This window comes from Candidatus Kryptoniota bacterium (assembly GCA_036567965.1).
Classification (GTDB): domain Bacteria; phylum Bacteroidota; class Ignavibacteria; order Kryptoniales; family JAKASW01; genus JAKASW01.
The window spans coordinates 61,372-80,499 of sequence record DATCTN010000015.1 but is presented as its reverse complement, the minus strand read 5'-3'; the positions used below and the strand labels follow the sequence as shown (position 1 = coordinate 80,499).

Annotated in this window: 15 protein-coding genes; 12 read left to right on the top strand and 3 right to left on the bottom strand. The window is 50.3% G+C overall.

What is annotated here, in order from left to right; translation table 11 throughout:
• Positions 1–11: 11 nt before the first annotated feature.
• Genes VIS48_05650 through VIS48_05640 form a run of 3 tightly spaced genes read right to left on the bottom strand, consistent with a single transcriptional unit; the run spans position 12 to position 2,681 of the window.
• Positions 12–1,388 (bottom strand): replication-associated recombination protein A, encoded by a 1,377-nt coding sequence (locus VIS48_05650; protein ID HEY9165628.1) that lies wholly within the window; start codon positions 1,386–1,388, stop codon positions 12–14.
• Entirely contained in the window at positions 1,357–1,665 is a 309-nt protein-coding gene (locus tag VIS48_05645) for a septum formation initiator family protein (protein HEY9165627.1), read from the bottom strand. The genes VIS48_05650 and VIS48_05645 overlap by 32 nt, the downstream gene beginning before the upstream one ends.
• Complete coding sequence (locus VIS48_05640) at positions 1,662–2,681, bottom strand: D-alanine--D-alanine ligase (protein HEY9165626.1); 1,020 nt, start codon at positions 2,679–2,681, stop codon at positions 1,662–1,664. Before VIS48_05640 ends, VIS48_05645 begins: the two co-directional genes overlap by 4 nt.
• 1,068 nt (positions 2,682–3,749) lie before the next feature.
• Here VIS48_05640 and miaB point away from each other — a divergent pair.
• The 12 genes from miaB (at position 3,750) to VIS48_05580 (ending at position 19,099) form a co-directional block, all read left to right on the top strand.
• Positions 3,750–5,081: a tRNA (N6-isopentenyl adenosine(37)-C2)-methylthiotransferase MiaB gene (gene miaB, locus VIS48_05635; GenBank protein HEY9165625.1), complete on the top strand. Its 1,332-nt coding sequence runs from the start codon at positions 3,750–3,752 to the stop codon at positions 5,079–5,081.
• Between the two features lie 13 nt (positions 5,082–5,094).
• A complete protein-coding gene (locus tag VIS48_05630) occupies positions 5,095–5,847 on the top strand; it encodes an SPOR domain-containing protein (GenBank protein HEY9165624.1) in 753 nt (250 codons plus the stop codon).
• Positions 5,844–6,605, top strand: a complete 762-nt coding sequence (locus VIS48_05625) for an MBL fold metallo-hydrolase (protein HEY9165623.1) — start codon at positions 5,844–5,846, stop codon at positions 6,603–6,605. The genes VIS48_05630 and VIS48_05625 overlap by 4 nt, the downstream gene beginning before the upstream one ends.
• 12 nt (positions 6,606–6,617) lie before the next feature.
• Positions 6,618–7,781, top strand: a complete 1,164-nt coding sequence (locus tag VIS48_05620) for a sigma-54 dependent transcriptional regulator (GenBank protein ID HEY9165622.1) — start codon at positions 6,618–6,620, stop codon at positions 7,779–7,781.
• Complete coding sequence (lptE, locus tag VIS48_05615; protein HEY9165621.1) at positions 7,781–8,272, top strand: LPS assembly lipoprotein LptE; 492 nt, start codon at positions 7,781–7,783, stop codon at positions 8,270–8,272. The genes VIS48_05620 and lptE overlap by 1 nt, the downstream gene beginning before the upstream one ends.
• Before the next feature lie 27 nt (positions 8,273–8,299).
• Positions 8,300–9,820, top strand: coding sequence for a cellulose synthase family protein (locus tag VIS48_05610; protein ID HEY9165620.1), 1,521 nt, complete (start codon positions 8,300–8,302; stop codon positions 9,818–9,820).
• Between the two features lie 158 nt (positions 9,821–9,978).
• A complete protein-coding gene (locus VIS48_05605) occupies positions 9,979–10,980 on the top strand; it encodes a hypothetical protein (protein ID HEY9165619.1) in 1,002 nt (333 codons plus the stop codon).
• A complete protein-coding gene (ubiE, locus tag VIS48_05600; GenBank protein HEY9165618.1) occupies positions 10,967–11,689 on the top strand; it encodes a bifunctional demethylmenaquinone methyltransferase/2-methoxy-6-polyprenyl-1,4-benzoquinol methylase UbiE in 723 nt (240 codons plus the stop codon). The genes VIS48_05605 and ubiE overlap by 14 nt, the downstream gene beginning before the upstream one ends.
• A gap of 1 nt (position 11,690) precedes the next feature.
• On the top strand, positions 11,691–13,706 hold the full coding sequence (locus tag VIS48_05595) for an ATP-binding protein (protein ID HEY9165617.1): 2,016 nt from the start codon (positions 11,691–11,693) through the stop codon (positions 13,704–13,706).
• Positions 13,707–13,708: 2 nt separating this feature from the next.
• Positions 13,709–15,073, top strand: a complete 1,365-nt coding sequence (locus VIS48_05590) for a sigma-54 dependent transcriptional regulator (GenBank protein ID HEY9165616.1) — start codon at positions 13,709–13,711, stop codon at positions 15,071–15,073.
• 294 nt (positions 15,074–15,367) lie between these two features.
• Positions 15,368–18,493 (top strand): M4 family metallopeptidase, encoded by a 3,126-nt coding sequence (locus VIS48_05585; protein HEY9165615.1) that lies wholly within the window; start codon positions 15,368–15,370, stop codon positions 18,491–18,493.
• A 240-nt stretch (positions 18,494–18,733) separates the two neighbouring features.
• Positions 18,734–19,099, top strand: coding sequence for a hypothetical protein (locus tag VIS48_05580; protein ID HEY9165614.1), 366 nt, complete (start codon positions 18,734–18,736; stop codon positions 19,097–19,099).
• Positions 19,100–19,128 lie beyond the last annotated feature (29 nt).

The window sequence follows — 19,128 nt, the reverse complement described above, 5'->3', positions numbered from 1 at the left end:
CTCAAACCAAGTCATTTCTTTCTCTTTTTCCAGATCGATTCCAGATATTTCTTCAGTACCGATTCTCTTCCGATATCTGTGGGTTCATAATAAAGCTTATCCTTGAGTACGTCCGGTAAATACTGTTGTTCCACGAAGTGATCCTGGAAACTGTGGGCATACCTATAATCCTTGTGATAACCGAGGTCCTGCATCAATTTTGTCGGCGCGTTTCTTAAATGAAGCGGGACCGGGAGATAAGGTTGTTCCCTCACGTCTCCGGCGGCCTTCTCGATTGACATGTAAGACGCATTGCTCTTCGGACAGCTTGAGAGATATGTGGTCGCCTGCGCAAGGATTATCCTGGCTTCGGGCATGCCTATATAATCCACCGCCGTGAAGCATGCTGTCGCGAGCGTTAGCGCGTACGGTTCTGCATTTCCTATGTCTTCTGACGCGAGCACGATCAGCCGGCGCGCGATGAACTTCGGATCTTCGCCTGCTTCAAGCATCCTCGCGAGGTAATAGACTGCCGCGTCGGGATCGCTCCCTCTCACGCTCTTGATGAAAGCTGAAATAGAATTGTAATGTTCCTCTCCGGTCCTGTCGTATTTATAATGTCTTATCTGGTAAGCTTCTCTAATAATGTCTTTTCCAAGTTGAGCTGGAGTCTTCTTTCCGGCAAGGTCGATCGCGACTTCGAGAGCGTTCAGCATAACCCGCGCATCTCCACCGCATAGACGAACGATCTCTTCTTCGGCGTCATGCGAGAGGATCGGGGTTTCGCCGAGACTCTCCTGAACTTTCTTTACTATTTCATCCTGCGCTATCGTCTGCCGGAGGATCGTTCTCAAATCTTTCTCGGCGAGAATTTCCAGAACATATACCTGTGAGCGGGAAAGGAGCGGGGAAATAACTTCGAACGACGGGTTTTCCGTCGTCGCGCCGATCAGGATTATGGAACCGTTCTCCACGCTTTCGAGGAGCGCATCCTGTTGAGCTTTATTGAACCTGTGGATTTCGTCTATGAAGAGAATTGTCCTTCTTCCGACCTCGAGAGATTTCTCAGCGGTCGCGATGATCTCGCGGAGCTCCTGCACGCCCGATGACACCGCGTTCACCTGGAAGAAATCTGCCAGCAGTTTTCCCGCAATAAGACGTGCGAGTGTCGTCTTTCCGGTACCCGGCGGTCCCCACAAAATCATTGAGCGCATTGTCCCGCTGTCGAGCATCTTGCGAAGCGTCCCATCCTTGCCGACCAGATGATCCTGTCCGACAAAATCGTCAAACGTCTTGGGTCGGATTCTTTCGGCAAGCGGGATTGCTGACTTCGGAGGAGAGAACAGACCTGAACCCTGGCGGCTTTGGCGGCCCGGGTTATTTTGGTTCCACTTTGATGATTTTTTCACCATTTCTATGCATAAAATACTTCTCTCTGGCGATTCGTTCAATTTCGCGATCGTCGGTCTGGAGTCTCTGTATCTCCAGGCGCATCTCGGAGTTGTCCCTCTCCAGCTGGCGTATCCGATTCTCTAGTGAAGACTTTTCACCCGACAGCCTCAACCGCTGGATCAAACCTCTTGAATCGAAAAGGAAGTATACAAAACCTATGGAAAGAACGAGTATGATAATTGCACTCCTCTTTCCGAACTTCTTTACGATCTTCTGAATGTCAGGAGTCTTCATCTTCCGACCGTGCTCAACTCGACAATCCTGGAAACCACCTGGACAAATGAAATCCCAGCCGCCGCCGCAGCTTTCGGAACAAGGCTTGTTTCGGTCATTCCGGGAATCGTGTTCACTTCAAGACAGTAAGGGATTCCATCTTCTCCTACCCTGAAGTCTACTCTCCCGAAAGTTTTGCAACCAAGCGCCTTGAAAGTTATCAATGAAAGATCCTGGAGTTTCAATGAAAGAGATTTCTCGATCGGGGCAGGCACAAGATAATCTGTCATCCCTTTTGTGTACTTGTGGTGGTAGTCATAGAAGCCTCCGTGCGGACGAATCTCGATCACCGGAAGCGGTTCGTCTCCAAGAATTGAAACGGTTAACTCGGCTCCCGGGATATATTTCTCGATCAGCACGATATCCGAGTATTTCTCCGCTTCATCGAGAGCAGGATCCAATCCGGTCTCGTCATTTACTATCGTAATTGCGACAGACGATCCCTGGTCGTTTGGTTTGACGACATTCGGAAAGCCCAAAGACGATATGCTTTCTTTAATCGAGGCAGACCTTGACCGAGATGTCTTTGTGTAATCGAACCATTCAGCAGTCGGTATATTATGGTGAAGGAAAAGTTTTTTTGACATGACTTTGTCCATTGCGACGGCGCTGGCCATTATCCCTGAACCAGTGTATGGAATCGATCTCAATTCCAAGAGCGACTGGACAATTCCGTCTTCACCATACCTCCCATGAAGGATGATGAATGCAAGGTCCGCGTTGTCGAAGGATTCAGATTCAATTGCAGAAAGATAATTTCTCGGCGATAGTTTGTTTAGGAACTCCTGAGCTGGCGGTGTCGTGCCGATGCCCTGAGACAGAAGTTCAGCTTCGGAGACTTGATTCCTGCCTAGTGCAGGATCAACTGCAACTACATGATGACCCGCTTCTCGAAGAGCTTTGATTATTCCTCTCCCGGACGCTATTGAAACAAGGCGCTCCGGAGAGCTTCCACCCAGCAGGACAACGACTTTCAAAGATTCTCCTAACTTATTGATCCTCAAAAACCTATAGTGAAGATATTTAAAGCCGCAGGAAAATACAAACCGTGCCCAGTGCCGAGCAAGAATGTGAAAACGATCATCTCATCCTAGATCGTGGATCACTATATTGTTTTTAGTCGAGGGGAAAATTCTGATTTACCCGGGGAAATAAGTCTCGGATCTCGGGACTTCCCGCGTACCCCGCTGAACAGTGCCTGCTCCCAGCCAGCAGGCACTTTTATTTTCGAGGCCTGATTTCCGAAGTCGGGAAGGAGGAGAGCTCGGAACCAAAGGAACCGTTTTATCTGACGCATAGTCCTCGTGCCGATGTTGACCGAATCCTGTCGTCGATACGATCGGGGAAACCTTCAGTCTCGATTTCTTGTACGATCATTCGTAGTATTATTCCGACCGTGAGAGTCCCGAACAGAGAATGCAGTTCAGTGAGATTCACGCCGGGTAATGAGCTACTCTGATGCTACTGAAATGTCCTATCGTTGAGTACTCTATCATCTTCCAAAAAAAATACAAATGTCATTCCCGAACGCTCCCATCGGGAATCCATAATTGAGAATGGAGATAGATTCTCGCTAAGAGCACGTCCCTACGATCCGACCGTCAACCCTGCGGGCGGGGGGAATGACAGCGGGAGAATTCGTCAATGTCACATCTCTTTGAAAATAGTCCACTATCCCATCCCCACTAAAAACTAAGGTTTCCGAAAACACGATGCTCCATTTGGACGACGGATCATTGCCAGCGTGTATCGAACCGACTGGACCATGTCGCGCCGGACCGTGTGGGCTCGGGTTTGATTAAAGCGGGTAGAGTCGAAGGGGAGAATGCAACATCGACGATAGAATCGCAATGAGGTGCGGCTGTCTCTCAGGGCCAGAGTGTTAGGTAGCGATTGGTTTGGATTGTCGTTTGAGTTGGAACAACTAGTAATGATCCACCAGCACCTAATAATTCTTTGGTTTTACAGCCTCACTGTCTCATGGTTTGATTGTTCCCGGTTCAAAACCTAAATTATTGACGAAAACTTACCTTAGAGTGACAAAAATGGTGCAAGAGATACTTGAAAATAGATTGAAAGTGTATGTGGAGACGTATGGATGCCAGATGAATCTTGCAGACACTGAGATCGTTCTCGGAATCATGAGCAAATCCGGGTATTCACCGACTCAGGTAATTGATGATGCGGATGTCGTCTTCCTCAATACATGCAGTGTCAGGGAGCATGCCGAGGAGAAAATTCATCAGAGATTGAGCGTTCTGCGGAAACAGAAGAATGAGAGACCGGGTCTTGTTGTAGGGGTACTCGGCTGCATGGCGGAGCGGCTTCGGTCGGGACTCCTAGAAAAGCAGAATGTGGATATCGTGGTCGGACCTGACGAGTACAGGAAACTCCCGCAGCTTTTGGAGGGCGCATTCTCCGGCGCGAAGGGAATCGGTGTACGCCTGTCGCGTACCGAAACCTACGATGACATCACCCCGTTCAGGGCAGAAGGAATTTCGGCGTGGATTTCTGTGATGCGCGGGTGCGACAAGTTTTGCACGTTCTGCATAGTACCCTTCACGCGAGGACGCGAAAGAAGCAGAGCACTCGTCGGTGTTGTCAACGAAGTGAGGCAGCTTGTCGGACAGGGTTTTCACGAAGTGACGCTTCTCGGACAGAATGTAAATTCGTATCACGACGGAGATAACGAATTCGCTGACCTTCTCGCCGCTGTGGCGAGCGTGAACCCCCATCTCCGAGTGAGATTCACAACTTCGCATCCCCAGGATCTGTCCGATAAGTTGATAGATACGATGGCGAGCCATGACAATCTCTGCAAATACCTGCATTTACCGGTGCAATCGGGTTCAAATCGGGTGCTTCACGCGATGAACAGAACTTATACCAAAGAGCATTATCTCAGTTTGGTCAAGCGAATTCGCGAGCGGATCCCGGGCATTTCGCTCTCCACCGACATTATCGCAGGCTTTCCTACAGAGACCGAAGATGAGCATAAAGAGACCGTAGAGCTAATGGAAGAGATTCGTTACGACGGCGCTTACATGTTCAAGTACTCTCCTCGCGAAGGGACACCTGCGTATGCTCTCGGTGACGATATCTCTGACGAAGTCAAGAGCAAGAGATTGAACGAGATAATCTCCGTCCAACAGCGGATCTCTCTGGAGTGCAATCGATCTCTGATAGGTAAATCGCTTCGCGTAATGGTTGACGGACCAAGCAGGAAGTCCGACGAGCAGTTCAGCGGCAGAAGCGGAACGAATAAGACGGTCATTTTTCCTGCGGGCGCCTTCACGCCCGGCGAAGAATTAAACGTAAGAATAAACAGAGCGACCTCGGCGACCTTGTTCGGAGAAATCGAAAGGCCGGCCGTTTAGAATGCTCCGACAAATGTTTCACTTCTTGTTCATCATTTTATGTACTCTGAGCTTGTTGCTGGATGATGCCGATGCCCAGCGTTTCAGCAGCGGCCCCCCTTCCTCACAGATGAGCCCACAAGGTGGAGATGAAAACGCGCTGAGAGCTTTCGAGGCTTACAAAGCCGGAAACATCGATCTTGCACGGAAATATCTTGGCGATTCGAAGCAGTCGGATCCATACGCGATGTTCGTGAATGCAGCTCTGGACCCTGATGCTGTCGAAGCTGCAGACATGTACAAGGAAATTGTCGCAGAAAATCACGGCAGACCTGTCGCGGGTGAGGCGCTCTTAAAGCTCTACAAGTATCATTACGCAACAGGGGATTACCAATCTGCCAGAACCGACTATGTCGAGTTAAAAAAATATCCGACCGCGGGTGAGGTGGCAGACCCGAGCGGTCTGGAAGACTCGCTGATCACACCAGCTAGGGCGTCGGCTCCAATCACACCGTCGGTTACAACTTCGGCTGCCGACAACGGACCTGAACGAGCTTCCACGAAATTTATCGTACAGGTGGGAGTTTTCACGACTCTCGAGAATGCACGTAATTTTATCGGGGATTTGCGCGACAATGGTATCGAAGGAACCGTTTTCACGAAGGACGCCGGTGGGAGATCGCTTTACGGTGTAAGCGCGGGCACATTTTCCTCGCGCGACGCTGCCGAAGATTACGCGCGCGAATTGAAAAGCAGGTCCGTCGACTGCATCGTGGTGGAAATGTGAAGATCACCGTTCTCGGATCGGGCTCCGCCGTCTCGAACCCCGGCCGCTTTAATAGCTGCTATATGGTCGAAGTGAAAGGGTCCTGCTTATTGATCGACTGCGGATCCGACGAGCTTCGAGCTTTGCAGGCACAAAGAGTCGATCTCTCTTCTGTAAATGAAATAGTCATATCGCATATGCATGCAGATCACTGCGCCGGCCTACCTGCCGTTCTGACCGCTATGCATGTTCTGGGAAGAAAGGAACCGATTGTCATTCGGATTCCTTATACGCAACTTGAGTTTGTCAATTTGTGGCTGGCGAATCTTTTCATTTACAAAGGACGAATGAGTTTCGACTTCAATCTGATACCTATTAGGACTGGAAAGGTGCCGGTGGGGAGCGAAAGTGAGTTAGAGTTTAATCAAACGCGTCACCTCGAGAAATATGCCCAATATGCCGGGTCGTTCGGAATATCTCCTCTGAGCTTTTCGATAATTGTGCGGGAAAAAAATAGAACTTTCTTCTTCAGCAGCGACATCAATTCAACCGATGAGGTGAAGTCGTTTGTCGAAATGAATTCTGTTTCTCTGATCGAAGCAACTCATCCGCCGATGGTTGAGATTGCTGAGATGGCAAAATCGGCCGCCGGCAATATATTCTTTACCCACATTCCGAGGGAACTTGAACCCGAAGGTGAGTGGACCGAAGAACTCCGGGTGCAGCACGGCGTCTTCAACCTTAACATGGTACACGATGGACAAATATTTGAAGTCTGAGAAGTATGCAAAATGACAATTGAAGAATTTCAGGAAAAATTTGGAATTATCGGGGCTTCGGAAGCTATCCGACAGGTGGTGGCTACCGTTATGCAAGTGGCGGCGACGGACGTGACTGTCCTTGTCAGCGGTGAAAGCGGCGTCGGTAAGGAAGTGGTTGCTCGAGCGATACATGGCGCCAGCCCGCGGTCACAGCGCTCCATGGTTGCAGTGAACTGCGCTGCGATTCCCGAAGGTATATTGGAATCCGAGTTGTTCGGTCACCAGCGCGGGGCGTTTACTGGTGCCGTGGAGGCACGGAAGGGATATTTCGAAATCGCGGATGGTGGCACACTGTTCCTCGACGAGATCGGCGACATGCCGCTGGTTACGCAGGTGAAACTCCTGCGGGTTATAGAGACCGGCGAATTCATGAGAGTGGGATCCTCTTTGCCGAAGAAAGTGGACGTTCGAGTAGTGACGGCGTCTAACAAGAGTCTCGAGGAGGAGGTTGCAAAAGGTTACTTCCGGCAGGATTTATATTTCCGGCTTCGCTCTGTGAATCTGTTTATTCCGCCTTTACGCGAACGTCGTGAGGATATCCCCTTGCTAGTCCGGAAATTCTCTCAGGAATTTTCCGAACGCAACAACATAAAGTTCGGAGGCTTCAGCCAGGATGCGATTGAATTATTAACGAGTTATGATTGGCCGGGCAATGTGAGGGAGTTGAAGAACCTGGTCGAAAGTGTGATCGTGCTTGAACGGGGCAGTGAAGTTAGTGCCGCGGTGCTCGAAAAACATATTCCCAAGTCGGGAGCCACATATTATGCAGAAAGTGGAGGAAAATTTCTCCCTGTCCGGGTTGGCAAAACCCCGGAAGAATCCGAGCGCGAGTTAATTCTCAGGGCGTTGTGGGAAATAAAGAACGATATTGTTGATCTCAAGGGCGCCGTGGAGGCGACTGCCCTCGAGAAAAAGCTTGCGCTTCCGGGCCCGCGCTTTCCCGCTGAGTACAACGGCAATGAAGGCGAACAAGCAGATCGGAATGGTCTGAATCTCGAAGAGATGGAAAAACGGATGATACAGGCCGCCATAGAAAAGTATCACGGAAACAAAAAGCTCGCGGCGGATGCGCTCGGCATCAGTCTGAGGTCTTTGTATCGCAAGCTCCGGGAATATAAATTAAAGGATGTTTGATGAGAAATTGTCTTATTCTCCTGGTTTTTCTCTCATTTGGCGGGTGTACTTACTCGTTCCGGGGCGCATCCCTTCCGCCCGGCGTGCGCACGGTAGCCGTACAGGTTTTCGACGATAAAAGCGGCTTCGGCGATCCGAACTTAAGATTGAACTTGACAAACTTGTTGACTCAGAAACTCGTCTCCGACAATACCCTGCAAGTCACAAACATGAACTCCGCAGACGCGGCAATAATCGGAATTGTGAACAGTGTTGCGTCGCAACCGACGTCAATCCAGGGCAACCAGCAGGTCGGCCGATGGCAAATCACAGTGACTGTGTCGGTCCGGTTTCAGAATCTCAGGACTCAGAAAACTATCTGGTCGAAAGATTTTTCTGATTGGGGAGAGTACGATCCAAGCCAGGGTCCGTCCAACAGAGATGCGGGCTTGAGCCAGGCGGAGGACAAGTTGACAGAAGATGTTTTGTTGGCAGTAGTAACTAATTGGTAATTGTAAAGAAAGGTATAAGGCATAAAGATGTCACCCCGCGTTGAAGACGCATTACTGATCTTTTATATAGTGGTACTAAGCTTCCCGTTCATATTTGGGTCGAACGGATTCCTGATGATCTATTACTATTTCAAGTACCGGAACCGTCAGATCTCCCGGAGCGCGGTCATGACAGAGTTTCCGGCTGTCACCATCCAGCTGCCGGTCTATAATGAGCTGTACGTTGTGAACCGCGCAATCGATGCGGTGTGCTCGCTCGATTATCCAAAAGACAAACTCGAGATCCAGATACTTGATGATTCTACCGATGAGACGTCGGCAATAATTTCGCAAAAGGTAATTGAGAAGACGAATCAGGGGTTCGATGTTCAGCATTTGCGAAGGGGAAATCGCCAGGGATACAAAGCTGGTGCGCTGAATTACGGCCTTCTCAAGGCAAAAGGCGAATTCATCGCAATCTTTGACGCCGATTTCATGCCGCGCCCCGATTTCCTGAGAAAAACATTCCCGAATTTCTCCGATCCTAAGGTCGGTCTCGTGCAGACCCGGTGGGAACATATTAACAGCGATTACTCCTTGCTCACTCGCGCCCAGGCGATTGCGCTCGATGGACATTTTGTAATTGAGCAGCAGGTTCGAAACAAGGCCGGTTTCTTCATCAACTTCAACGGGACGGCGGGGATCTGGCGGAGGAGCTGTATCGATGACGCGGGCGGATGGGAATCGGACACTCTCGCGGAAGATCTCGATTTGAGTTACAGGGCCCAGCTCAAAGGCTGGCGTTTTGTGTTTATGAAAGAATATACTTCGCCTGCAGAACTACCTGCGGACATAAGCGGTCTTCGATCGCAGCAGTTCAGATGGACAAAGGGTGCGATTGAAGCCGCCAAGAAGCTTCTCCCAAAAGTGTGGAGGTCTCCTCTTCCTCTCAGGATCAAATTGCATTCTACCGTCCATCTTTGTGCCAGCATGGTCTATCCTTTTGTACTTCTCATCGGCATTCTACAGGTGCCGATAGTATTCATCAAGCATTCGGGCCAGTACGACGCCACATTTATGATGATGAGCGGATTTATCTTCGCTTTCTTCGGATCGTTCATGTTTTATCTTTACAGCCAGAAGGATGTCTATGAAGACTGGCGCAGGCGGATTTATCTGTTCCCGGTTTTCATGGCGGGGAGTATGGGTCTATCCGTCAACAACACGAAAGCAGTTATTGAGGGATTGATAAACAAGAAATCAGAGTTTGTCCGCACTCCCAAATATGGAGCCACCCGAAAGGTGGGTCCGTGGGCCGACAAAAAATACTCACAGAAAAAAATTAATTGGGTTTCTATCGCCGAGTTCGTCCTCGCTCTTTATTGTCTCTCGGGCATTGTGATGTCGATAGCGTATCTTGAAATTGCCGCGGTTCCATTTCAGGTTCTGTATTTCACCGGTTTCGGAACAATGTCGTACATGTCTTTGAGAGAAGCCTGGGAGGCAAGGAAATCCGTCGCGCGCGCGGTTCCCAATGTCAAGCCTGTTGCTGAACAGGTGGCAAAGTAAAGAGCGTTCATGCTCGCAACTTCGTCGACCACCAGGTATTAGATTTATTGCGGCCACTTGCTGAGCCCGGCGCAATCGAATGGCGCGCAATTGCTTTGTCGTGAGCGCATCCTTCTTGAGTTTCGTTCGGTAAACGGAAAAAGGATTCATTGGAGCAGGTGGCAAACGTAACGTTCAAATATGGCGGGAAGGACATCGCGCTTCTTCAATATCTTGAAGATAGACTTAAGGCAAACCCTTCATCTTCACTTTTCGCTATGCTTGCCTATTTTTACGTCGAGATCGACAGGGTCGGCGAAGCGCTGTCGGTAGCGCAGCGCGGCGTGATCGCACACCCGGCGTATTCTACGGGACATGTGGTTCTTGCGATGGCAATGATGAAAGCCGGCCTCTTCACCGACGCGCACAGGGAACTCCTCAAGGCGGCGGACCTTCACCCTGGTTCGAAAATAGTGGAGTGGGTCTCGTCGGATTTCGAATCACGTGCACAGGCCGATCTAATTGGAAAGAAACTTGCCGTTCAGTTCCGGAGAACGTCAGCTGACCCCGACATCATGAAGAAAGTCGGGGAAACGCTGAAAAGAAATGCGCTCAGGAAAAACGAGAATGATTTCCTGATTCCCGGTCTCGATACTATTGTAGGCGACGATCTTTCGAAAGTGCAAAAGCGGTTTACCGACTCGTTAAGCAAGCTCGGCGTTCAATTGCCCCAACCGCGCCGGCCAAAATCGGAGCCCTTAAAAAACCGAACCGGATCGAGCATCGCGAAGTCCATCATCGATAAGGTGTCAAGAGAGTCGGACGCTCAGCCCGGCGCCGAAGAGGTCCCCAAAGCGGTAGTAGAGCCGGAGAAACCTGAGCCCGGTCCGGGAGAAGGTGATTTCGATCTCGACACGCTCGCAAGGGAGCTCGTTGCCGCCGGACCGATCCGGTCGGACAAAAGTCCCGTCGACGAAGCAGGACCAAGGGACGAAAGTTCAGGGATTGAACTTTCGCCGGAAATTGTCACCGACACTCTCGCATTGATTTTTGAACAACAGGGGCAGACAAAGACGGCAATTGAAGCTTACACCATACTAATCACTAAGAAACCCGAAAAAGCGGACTTCTACAAGGAGCGAATTGCCGCCCTGAAATCGAAAACCGATGCCGCCCACTGAGTCTTTCGGTTCGCCGGACCAGAAGAGTCGGTATGTCAGGCGGATGTTCAACGCGATCTCCAAGCGGTACGATTTCCTCAACCATTTCCTCAGCGTGGGCATCGACATTTACTGGCGTAGACAAGCTTTGCGACTTTCACAACTCAAGAACGGCGAATGGTTCCTCGACGTGGCGTGCGGTACGGGCGATATATCTATTCAAGCCGCGAACAAGAAGCCTGCGCGGATCGTGTCGGTGGATTTTGCTGAAGCCATGTTGAGAAATTTCGAAATGAAAAAGAAGAATCTCGGTCTCGACGGTAGTGTCGAATTGATTCAGGCGGATGCCGAGCTTCTTCCGTTCCCCGAATCCACTTTCGATGTAACGGCGGTTGCGTTCGGTGTCAGGAATTTCGGAAATCTCGAGAGAGGACTTTCTGAAATGCGCCGGGTCCTGAAGACAGGTGGAAGAATCGTAATCCTCGAATTCTCAACGCCTAAATCATTAGGCATCCGTGAGGCGTACCTTTTCTATTTCACACGGGTACTTCCCATCATCGGCAAATTGGTCTCGAAAGATCCGGGAGCGTACCGATACTTGCCGGGCTCTGTTTCTGGATTTCCTGATGGCGGCGATTTTGAAGAAATACTGAGGAAAGCCAATTTCAGAAACATTTCCTCCACATCGCTGACTTTCGGCATCGCGACAATTTATTACGGAGAAAAGTGAATTGACCGGTACCGCAAGTCTGAGAAGCGATGAGCTGATCGGTATTGTCGGCGGAAATTTTGAGCTGATCGCCGAGAGATGGCTGGCTTCAATCAATTCCATCCCGAAATATTTCGGAAGCAATCAGATCCCGTTCTACAGGAGCCAGGTTGTCGAATTACTTCATTGTATAACCGACCTGCTCGAGGTTAACGACCCCTCGCGGCTCATTAAATTCACAGAGCGAATTGTCAAACCGCCTTACAACGGTCTCCTCACATTGTCTTCAGTCCACGAGACATTTCTTCTCGGTGAAGACGCGATAATATCCGTTGTTCGCGAGAAGATGAAAAGTCAGGACGACATATTCGAGTATTCAAGGCGGGTCGACGCATGTTTCCACGAGATAATTTACAGATATGCCAATGCGTACCAGAACTATCAGAGTGAGGTGAGCGCGTCAAGACGCGAGGTAATCGAGCGCCAACGCGAAACTCTGCTTCGATTTACAAATGCGATCGGATCTGCCAGTACATACGACGGAGCTCTCAGCGCCGCGATCGGAATAATTTCGGAAGAATCCAGATCGAATGCGGTCGAGTATTTCGCATTCGATCAAATTACGAAAAAGCTGAATTTTCGGTCCGCGATTCCGGAGCGGGTCCCTTCTGCAACCGGGACTTTCCTGGACGCGTTGGCCAGCCAGTTCGGGAACGAGTCCAGCGCACGACGGGGATATGCGGTGATGCAAGAGGTATTCGGTAACCGGAGGGTCGTTCTCCTTCTCCCCGTGTGCGCGGGTGATTCCCTGATAGGTCTCCTCCTCCTTTCATACCACGCAGTTCCATTGAGAGAAAGTACTGTCGCCGAATTTCAGGACGAAGGATTGAGCATTCTCCTCGCTATGGCGGACCAGCTCGGCCACGGCCTGAAAAGATTTCTCCTGGAAGAAGAGGTGACTTCGAAGGGGCATTACATCTCTGTGCTTACGGACAATTCCGCAGACGCGATAGTCGGCCTCGATATACAGGGGATGATCGTTTCGTGGAATAAGGGCGCGGCACAACTATTCGGATTTCAATCGGGGGAAGTAGTAGAGCAGCCTTTCTCGATTCTCCTCCCGCAGGAGAAGAGGCTCCTAGGTGACGATGAGTTGATTCTACAGCGCATAAGGAAAGAGGGAATTGTCAGAAATTTCGAGCTCGAGTGCGAAACGAAAACTTGCCAGCGGGTAACCATCAGCCTGACGGGGAGCGTCTTGAAGGATGAGCAGCTTACTATCATAGGCACCGCCCTGATCATGCGCGATGTCACCCAGTTGAAGCAGTACGAGCTGGAGCTTCGTCAAACAGAGAAGCTTTCTTTCATCGGTCAGATTTCCGCGGGGATCGCCCATGAAATCGGCACCCCGTTAAACATAATCCTGGGGAACGCCGAATTTCTGATGATGGACATGAAATCCGGCGAACGGGACTACGACGAGCTGAGGATGATTGTCGGCGAAACAAACAGGATCGCAAAACTGATACAACAACTTCTGGATTTCGCCCGTCCGAAAAGAATGCGGGCAAAACCAGTCAGCATTAATGAAGAAATTCAAAATGTGCTCCAGCTTCTGAAGAACCAGCTCGACAAGTCGTCTATCGAGCTTCGCCTCGTGCTCGACGACACGCTTCCTTTTGTATTTGGGGACGCAGCTCAACTTCAGGAAGTTTTTGTAAATTTGATCGTGAATTCGATCCACTCTATGGAAAGGGGCGGCATCCTGACGATTTCGACCCGCGGGAACGTCCGACGGGAAGATAATACCATTGAGGTTTCGATTGCGGATACCGGGTGCGGCATTCCTGCCGAAAACCTTCAAAAGATATTCAACCCTTTCTTCACCACCAAAGAAGTTGGCAAGGGGACCGGGTTGGGTCTGGCGATAGCACAGAGAATCGTCCAGGACCACAAGGGAACAATCTCGGTTGAAAGTGAGGTTGATAAAGGGACGATATTCAAATTGACTTTTCCAGTATACACTAATCCGGCATAAACATGAGAGCAGATATTTCAATCCTTGCGGTCGACGATGATGTAAACATGCTTTCGATGCTCGAGAAGTTCCTCAGGCGAGCAGGATACACCGTCGAGACGACTTCAGACAGCTTGAAAGCGATGTCTCTTGTCGAGGATAAGAACTACGATATAGTAATTACCGATATTCAAATGCCCAAGGCCTCGGGCATGGATTTGCTGAAACGCGTCAGGGATCTTCAGAAGGATACGATGGTCGTGATGATAACCGCATTCGGCTCCGTCGACTCCGCAGTGAACGCGATGAAAGCGGGCGCATACGACTATGTCAGTAAACCGTTCAACATCGACGAGATCCTCGCGCTCCTTGAACGCGCTACACAGCAGCGCCGCCTCCAGCGGGAAGTGGAATTCCTTCGGCAGGAGGTGGAACGCAAGTATTCATTCTCCAACATCATCGGTAAGAGTAAGGCGATGCAGGATATTTTCGCACTGATACAGAGAATCTCGCATGCACGGAGTAATATACTCATAACTGGAAGGAGCGGGACGGGAAAAGAATTGATCGCGAAAGCGATTCATTATAACAGCGATCGCAAAGCGATGCCGCTTGTGACTGTCAATTGCAGCGCGATTCCGGAATCACTTCTGGAGAGTGAGCTCTTCGGTCACGAGAAAGGCGCCTTCACCGGCGCGATAAGCTCCCGACGCGGATTGTTTGAAACTGCTAACGGCGGCACGTTGTTCCTGGATGAAATCGGCGACATGCCGCTTGGCTCACAGTCGAAACTGCTGAGAGTTGTTGAGACAGGCGAGGTCAGACCTGTCGGAAGCGATGACGTAAAAAAGGTCGATGTGCGTGTTATCGCGGCGACTCACCGGGATCTGAAAGAATTGATAAAGCATGACCAGTTCAGAGAAGATCTTTTCTATAGACTGAACGTGATCTCCATCCATGTGCCTGACCTGCACGAGCGAACCGAGGACATTCCGATCCTGACCGAACACTTTCTCAAGAAGTACGGCGAACAGTTCGGGAAACAAAACGTTCAAATTACGAGAGAGGCATCTGCGTGTCTGCTCCGCTACACATGGCCGGGAAATGTCCGCGAACTTGAAAATGTGATCGAGAGAAGCATAGCGCTCTCAGGAGGAGATGTGATCGACTGCAAAGATTTGCCCGACCACCTCTTCCAGATGAAATCGAGCGACCTCATAGACGACCTTGCCGCAGACAACATGCCTCTTTCCGAAGTCGAGAAGCGTTACATCGTCAAAATACTTCAGCGTACCAACTGGCATCAATCCAAGGCGGCGCAAATTCTGGGGATAGACAGAAAAACTCTTTACAGAAAGATCAAAGAATACAATCTGATTCAAGGTTAGAGCAACCGCCTTCTGCAACCATGCCATCCTGACGGGTGCGGAGTTTGTCACCGGCAAGGGCCCCAAGGGGTTTAGGATTCTCTGGACACCAGACACCCGATCAGAAACCGGTGGCCTTTGTTTACCCGCTTGCTTCTGACACCCTTCTCCTTGCCACTCGTCACATCACGGGGAAAGGTTACCCGGTCCACTTGCCAGAAGCTTGTCAGGGTTGTAGATTATCATGAGCACAGATAGAGGGCTATTTTCTCCGTGTGTTGGTGAAATCAACTATTTTGCAACAAGGGAGGCGTTATGAGAGGATTACTCTATGGTCTGTTCGTAGTGATTGTTGGATTCGGCGCGTCCGCGCACTCGGAAACTCGGCTTCATGGTCTCAAAAAGGGGAATTCTGGCGGCGGCAAGTCAGTCTCGAATTTGTCGCGTCAACCAATTTCCGCGCTCCGGGCTGGACAGAACTTGGCAGCGTTTACATCGAGGCTAAGCGTGTCAACAAATTCTACCGGTCACAGTTTGAAAACAGCTTCTGTCGGTTCAAACCTTTTCCAGAAATTCCCCTTGAAGATTCAGGCGGTAAGCGGAAACGCACCGACGAAGATTAAATGGAACCGCGAACTTGGAACACCGAGGTATATGGAATTCGTCGTCGATACAAAGGCACCCGCAAGTATTCCGGATAAAGCGACGGCGATCAACATTGCACGTCAGTTTCTTCGTCGGAACGCGGAGCTCTTGAAGATACAGAATCCCGATGACGAGTTTACATTTACAAGCAGCAGCCAGGATAAGGAAGGTTTTACGCACGTCAGATTCCAGCAAAGATACAACGGAACAGAAGTATGGGCGAAAGACGCTTATGTCCATTTGAACACCTCAGGCCAGGTATTTTCTTTTAACGGCGTTTATGTCCCGTCGCCGACTTCACTTTCAGGCGCGCAATATCATTTATCTGAGTCCGACGGTATTCAAACCACGACCGCAGATCTCAAAGGCAAAGGGATGTCTACTGACGTTCAGTCACAATTTAAAAAGATGATGAGGTACGGCGGCCCTTCGGCGCGGAAGGTCATTTGGGTCGACGCCTTTCACGTCCCGCATCTCGCGTTGTTCGTCGAGGTGAGAACCGGAATCGATCACGACTGGTATTATTTTATCGACGGAGTCGACGGAAAAATCCTGCGATCATACGACAATGTGGACCATGACGGACCGGTACAGGGAAGCGGTGTTGATCTGAACGGCGTGACGAGGAGCTTCAGTGTGTACCAGGTCGGATCAACGTACTATCTGCTTGATGCGTCGCAGGCCATGTACGATGCGGCACATTCGCAGATACCCGATAACGCCATCGGCGCGATCATGGCTCTCGATCTCCGGAGTACCGATCTGTCGTCGCAGTCTCAATTTTACTATGTGACATCAACAAATAACACGTGGACTGATGCGTCTACCGTGTCCGCGCAGTTCAACGCGGCGATCACGTACAATTATTACCGGACGACATTCGGAAGAAACTCGATCGACGACAGCGGGATGACCATCTACTCCGTGGTACACGTAACGTCGAACGGAGCCTCGATGGCAAACGCTTTCTGGAACGGTGGGCTGATGGCATACGGTGACGGCGGTCAGGTGTTCAATCCGCTCGCGGGCGGACTTGATGTTGCCGCACACGAAATGACGCACGGTGTCACCCAGCACTCCGCAAATCTGGAATATGTCGATCAGTCGGGCGCATTGAACGAGTCGATTTCCGACGCGTTTGCCGTCATGGTCGATACATCCAATTGGCAAATCGGTGAGCAGGTAATGAAGGACCTTGTCGATTACCCGACCGGTGCTTTGCGCGACCTTTCGAATCCTCATAACGGTGGAAGCGCCGGCAGTGCGAGCTGGCAGCCTGCAGCGATGAGCGAGTTCGTATCCACAACAGAGGACAATGGCGGCGTGCATACGAACAGCGGTATACCGAATCATGCCCTGTACCTTGTCGCGAGCTCAATTGGCAGGTCGGCGGCCTCGCATATCTGGTATAAAGCGCTGACAAATTATCTGACACGTTCTTCGCAGTTCGTCGATGCGCGGATCGCGACCGTGAACGCAGCGGGAGAGCTTTACGGTCAGTCGAGCAGCCAGGTCACCGCGGTAAAAAACGCTTGGAGTTCAGTCGGAGTAACGGACAGCGTTGCCACACCGACTCCTCCACCGACACAAGTCATGGGCCCCAATTGGCTCCTTGTGACGAATACTTCACCATCGGACCCCAACACTCTTTACATGGCGAAAACAGTCATCCAATCGAATTCCGACTACTCCGCTCTTAGTACCACTACGGTGTCAAATCGTCCTGCAGTTTCCGATGACGGAAGCCTGGTGATCTTTGTCGATGGGGATCACAAGCTTCGTGCTCTCTATACAAATCCCGGGAATCCCCAGGAGGCATTCTTAGATACCAGCAGCGTCTGGGAAAGCGTGGCAATCGGTCCTGGATTGAGCAGCATCGCATTGACGTCGATATATATCGACACGACGATCTATTATTATAATTTCAACACCCAGCAAGCACAGGACTTCAAGATAGCTACCCAGTCCTACGACGGACCGCCAGCGAAGACGGCCCTATACGCGGATGAAATGTCGTTTGATCCGACCGGGAATCTGTTGCTCTTCGATTGCTACAACCAAGTTCCAGGAGCTCAAGGGGACACACTACGGTACTGGAATATCGATTTGCTCGATGTTACTTCGGGAAAAATGGTGAACGTATTTCCTCAGCAAAGCGGGATTGATCTTGCTAACCCCGCTTTTGCCAAAACATCGACAAATAGATTTACTTTTGATTACTTGGATGAGAAAGCCAGCAATGATTATGTAATGGCAGCGGATTTCAACACAGGCAATTCGGGGATAGTTTCCGGCCCGCAGAATGTTCTCGGGTTTCCGACATATTCATCGGACGACGATACTATCGCGTATCATACATTGGTCGATTACCAGTCGGCTTTGCATGACGGAATAGACAAGATGCCGCTCCTGTCCGACCAGCTCACGGGCTCCGGAACCGCACAATCACACTCCATTGATGCGGCTTTTCCTGTCTGGTTTGCCATCGGAACCAGGGTTACTGGTGTGCAAACGAGAGGTGGAGGTATACCTGCTGAATTCAGTTTGTCGCAGAATTACCCGAATCCGTTCAATCCTTCAACTACCATAACCTACGCCGTCCCGGAAAAGGAAATTGTCAGCGTGAAAGTATTTGACATTCTTGGGCAGGTGGTTGAGACTTTAGTCAACGAAGAGCAATCACCTGGAACTTACACGGTAAAGTTCGAAGGAGGTGCCCTATCAAGCGGTCTCTATTTATGTGTAGCCCGGGCGGGGAACTACTCCGCGATTCGCAAGATGCTTTTGCTGAAATAGACCGATGCTTCCGTTGGATTTGTTCAGGCGCCGGAAAACTACCCGGCGCCTTTTTTTTCGTGTTGACATTCTCAAATCAATTGCCGAGATTTCGAGTGCAGAAGTAGTTGCCGGAGAGCGTTTCCATTTTTCCCCGGCAGAATTTGACTCGGACCATCGTTGTGAATGCCCCTATGCGAAGTTGATTGGTACTGATCCGGAATTCAAGATGTTCAGACGTGATGAGAAGGAGAGTAAGCGATGGAGAAGAAGGAACTATCCGCAGTCAGGAGTGAAATCTTTTTGAGGATTCGCAGCGCACTCGATGATAGATACGGGGAATTTGTTCCAGCATCGTTGATTGAGGATGAATGCAGCAAGGAGGACATAACCACGCTGTTCTCGAGAATTGAATCCTTCAGGTCCGACGAAGACTTGATAGACCTGTTCGATGCCTTGAAGAAAATTTACGATGGGAATTTCGGCCGGTGCTTGTTTTGCAGGAACGAGATCGCATTTCGAAGACTAATTGAGAACCCGCTGGTGAAGTTTTGCGGCGACTGTGAAAGATTGTTGAACCCGAGGCATCCATCGGTCGAAACCTTTCGCGGGGAAAACCTGCCTTAGTTTCTGGCGGCGGGAGTCCGGTTCGGAAA

Bases quoted from the DNA above. Each gene is read 5' to 3' on its own strand.
- VIS48_05630 (HEY9165624.1), top strand. From the start codon at position 5,095: ATGTTTCACTTCTTGTTCATCATTTTATGTACTCTGAGCTTGTTGCTG.
- miaB (HEY9165625.1), top strand. From the start codon at position 3,750: ATGGTGCAAGAGATACTTGAAAATAGATTGAAAGTGTATGTGGAGACG.
- VIS48_05580 (HEY9165614.1), top strand. From the start codon at position 18,734: ATGGAGAAGAAGGAACTATCCGCAGTCAGGAGTGAAATCTTTTTGAGG.
- VIS48_05610 (HEY9165620.1), top strand. From the start codon at position 8,300: ATGTCACCCCGCGTTGAAGACGCATTACTGATCTTTTATATAGTGGTA.
- VIS48_05585 (HEY9165615.1), top strand. From the start codon at position 15,368: ATGAGAGGATTACTCTATGGTCTGTTCGTAGTGATTGTTGGATTCGGC.
- VIS48_05590 (HEY9165616.1), top strand. From the start codon at position 13,709: ATGAGAGCAGATATTTCAATCCTTGCGGTCGACGATGATGTAAACATG.
- VIS48_05645 (HEY9165627.1), bottom strand. From the start codon at position 1,665: ATGAAGACTCCTGACATTCAGAAGATCGTAAAGAAGTTCGGAAAGAGG.
- ubiE (HEY9165618.1), top strand. From the start codon at position 10,967: ATGCCGCCCACTGAGTCTTTCGGTTCGCCGGACCAGAAGAGTCGGTAT.
- lptE (HEY9165621.1), top strand. From the start codon at position 7,781: ATGAGAAATTGTCTTATTCTCCTGGTTTTTCTCTCATTTGGCGGGTGT.
- VIS48_05620 (HEY9165622.1), top strand. From the start codon at position 6,618: ATGACAATTGAAGAATTTCAGGAAAAATTTGGAATTATCGGGGCTTCG.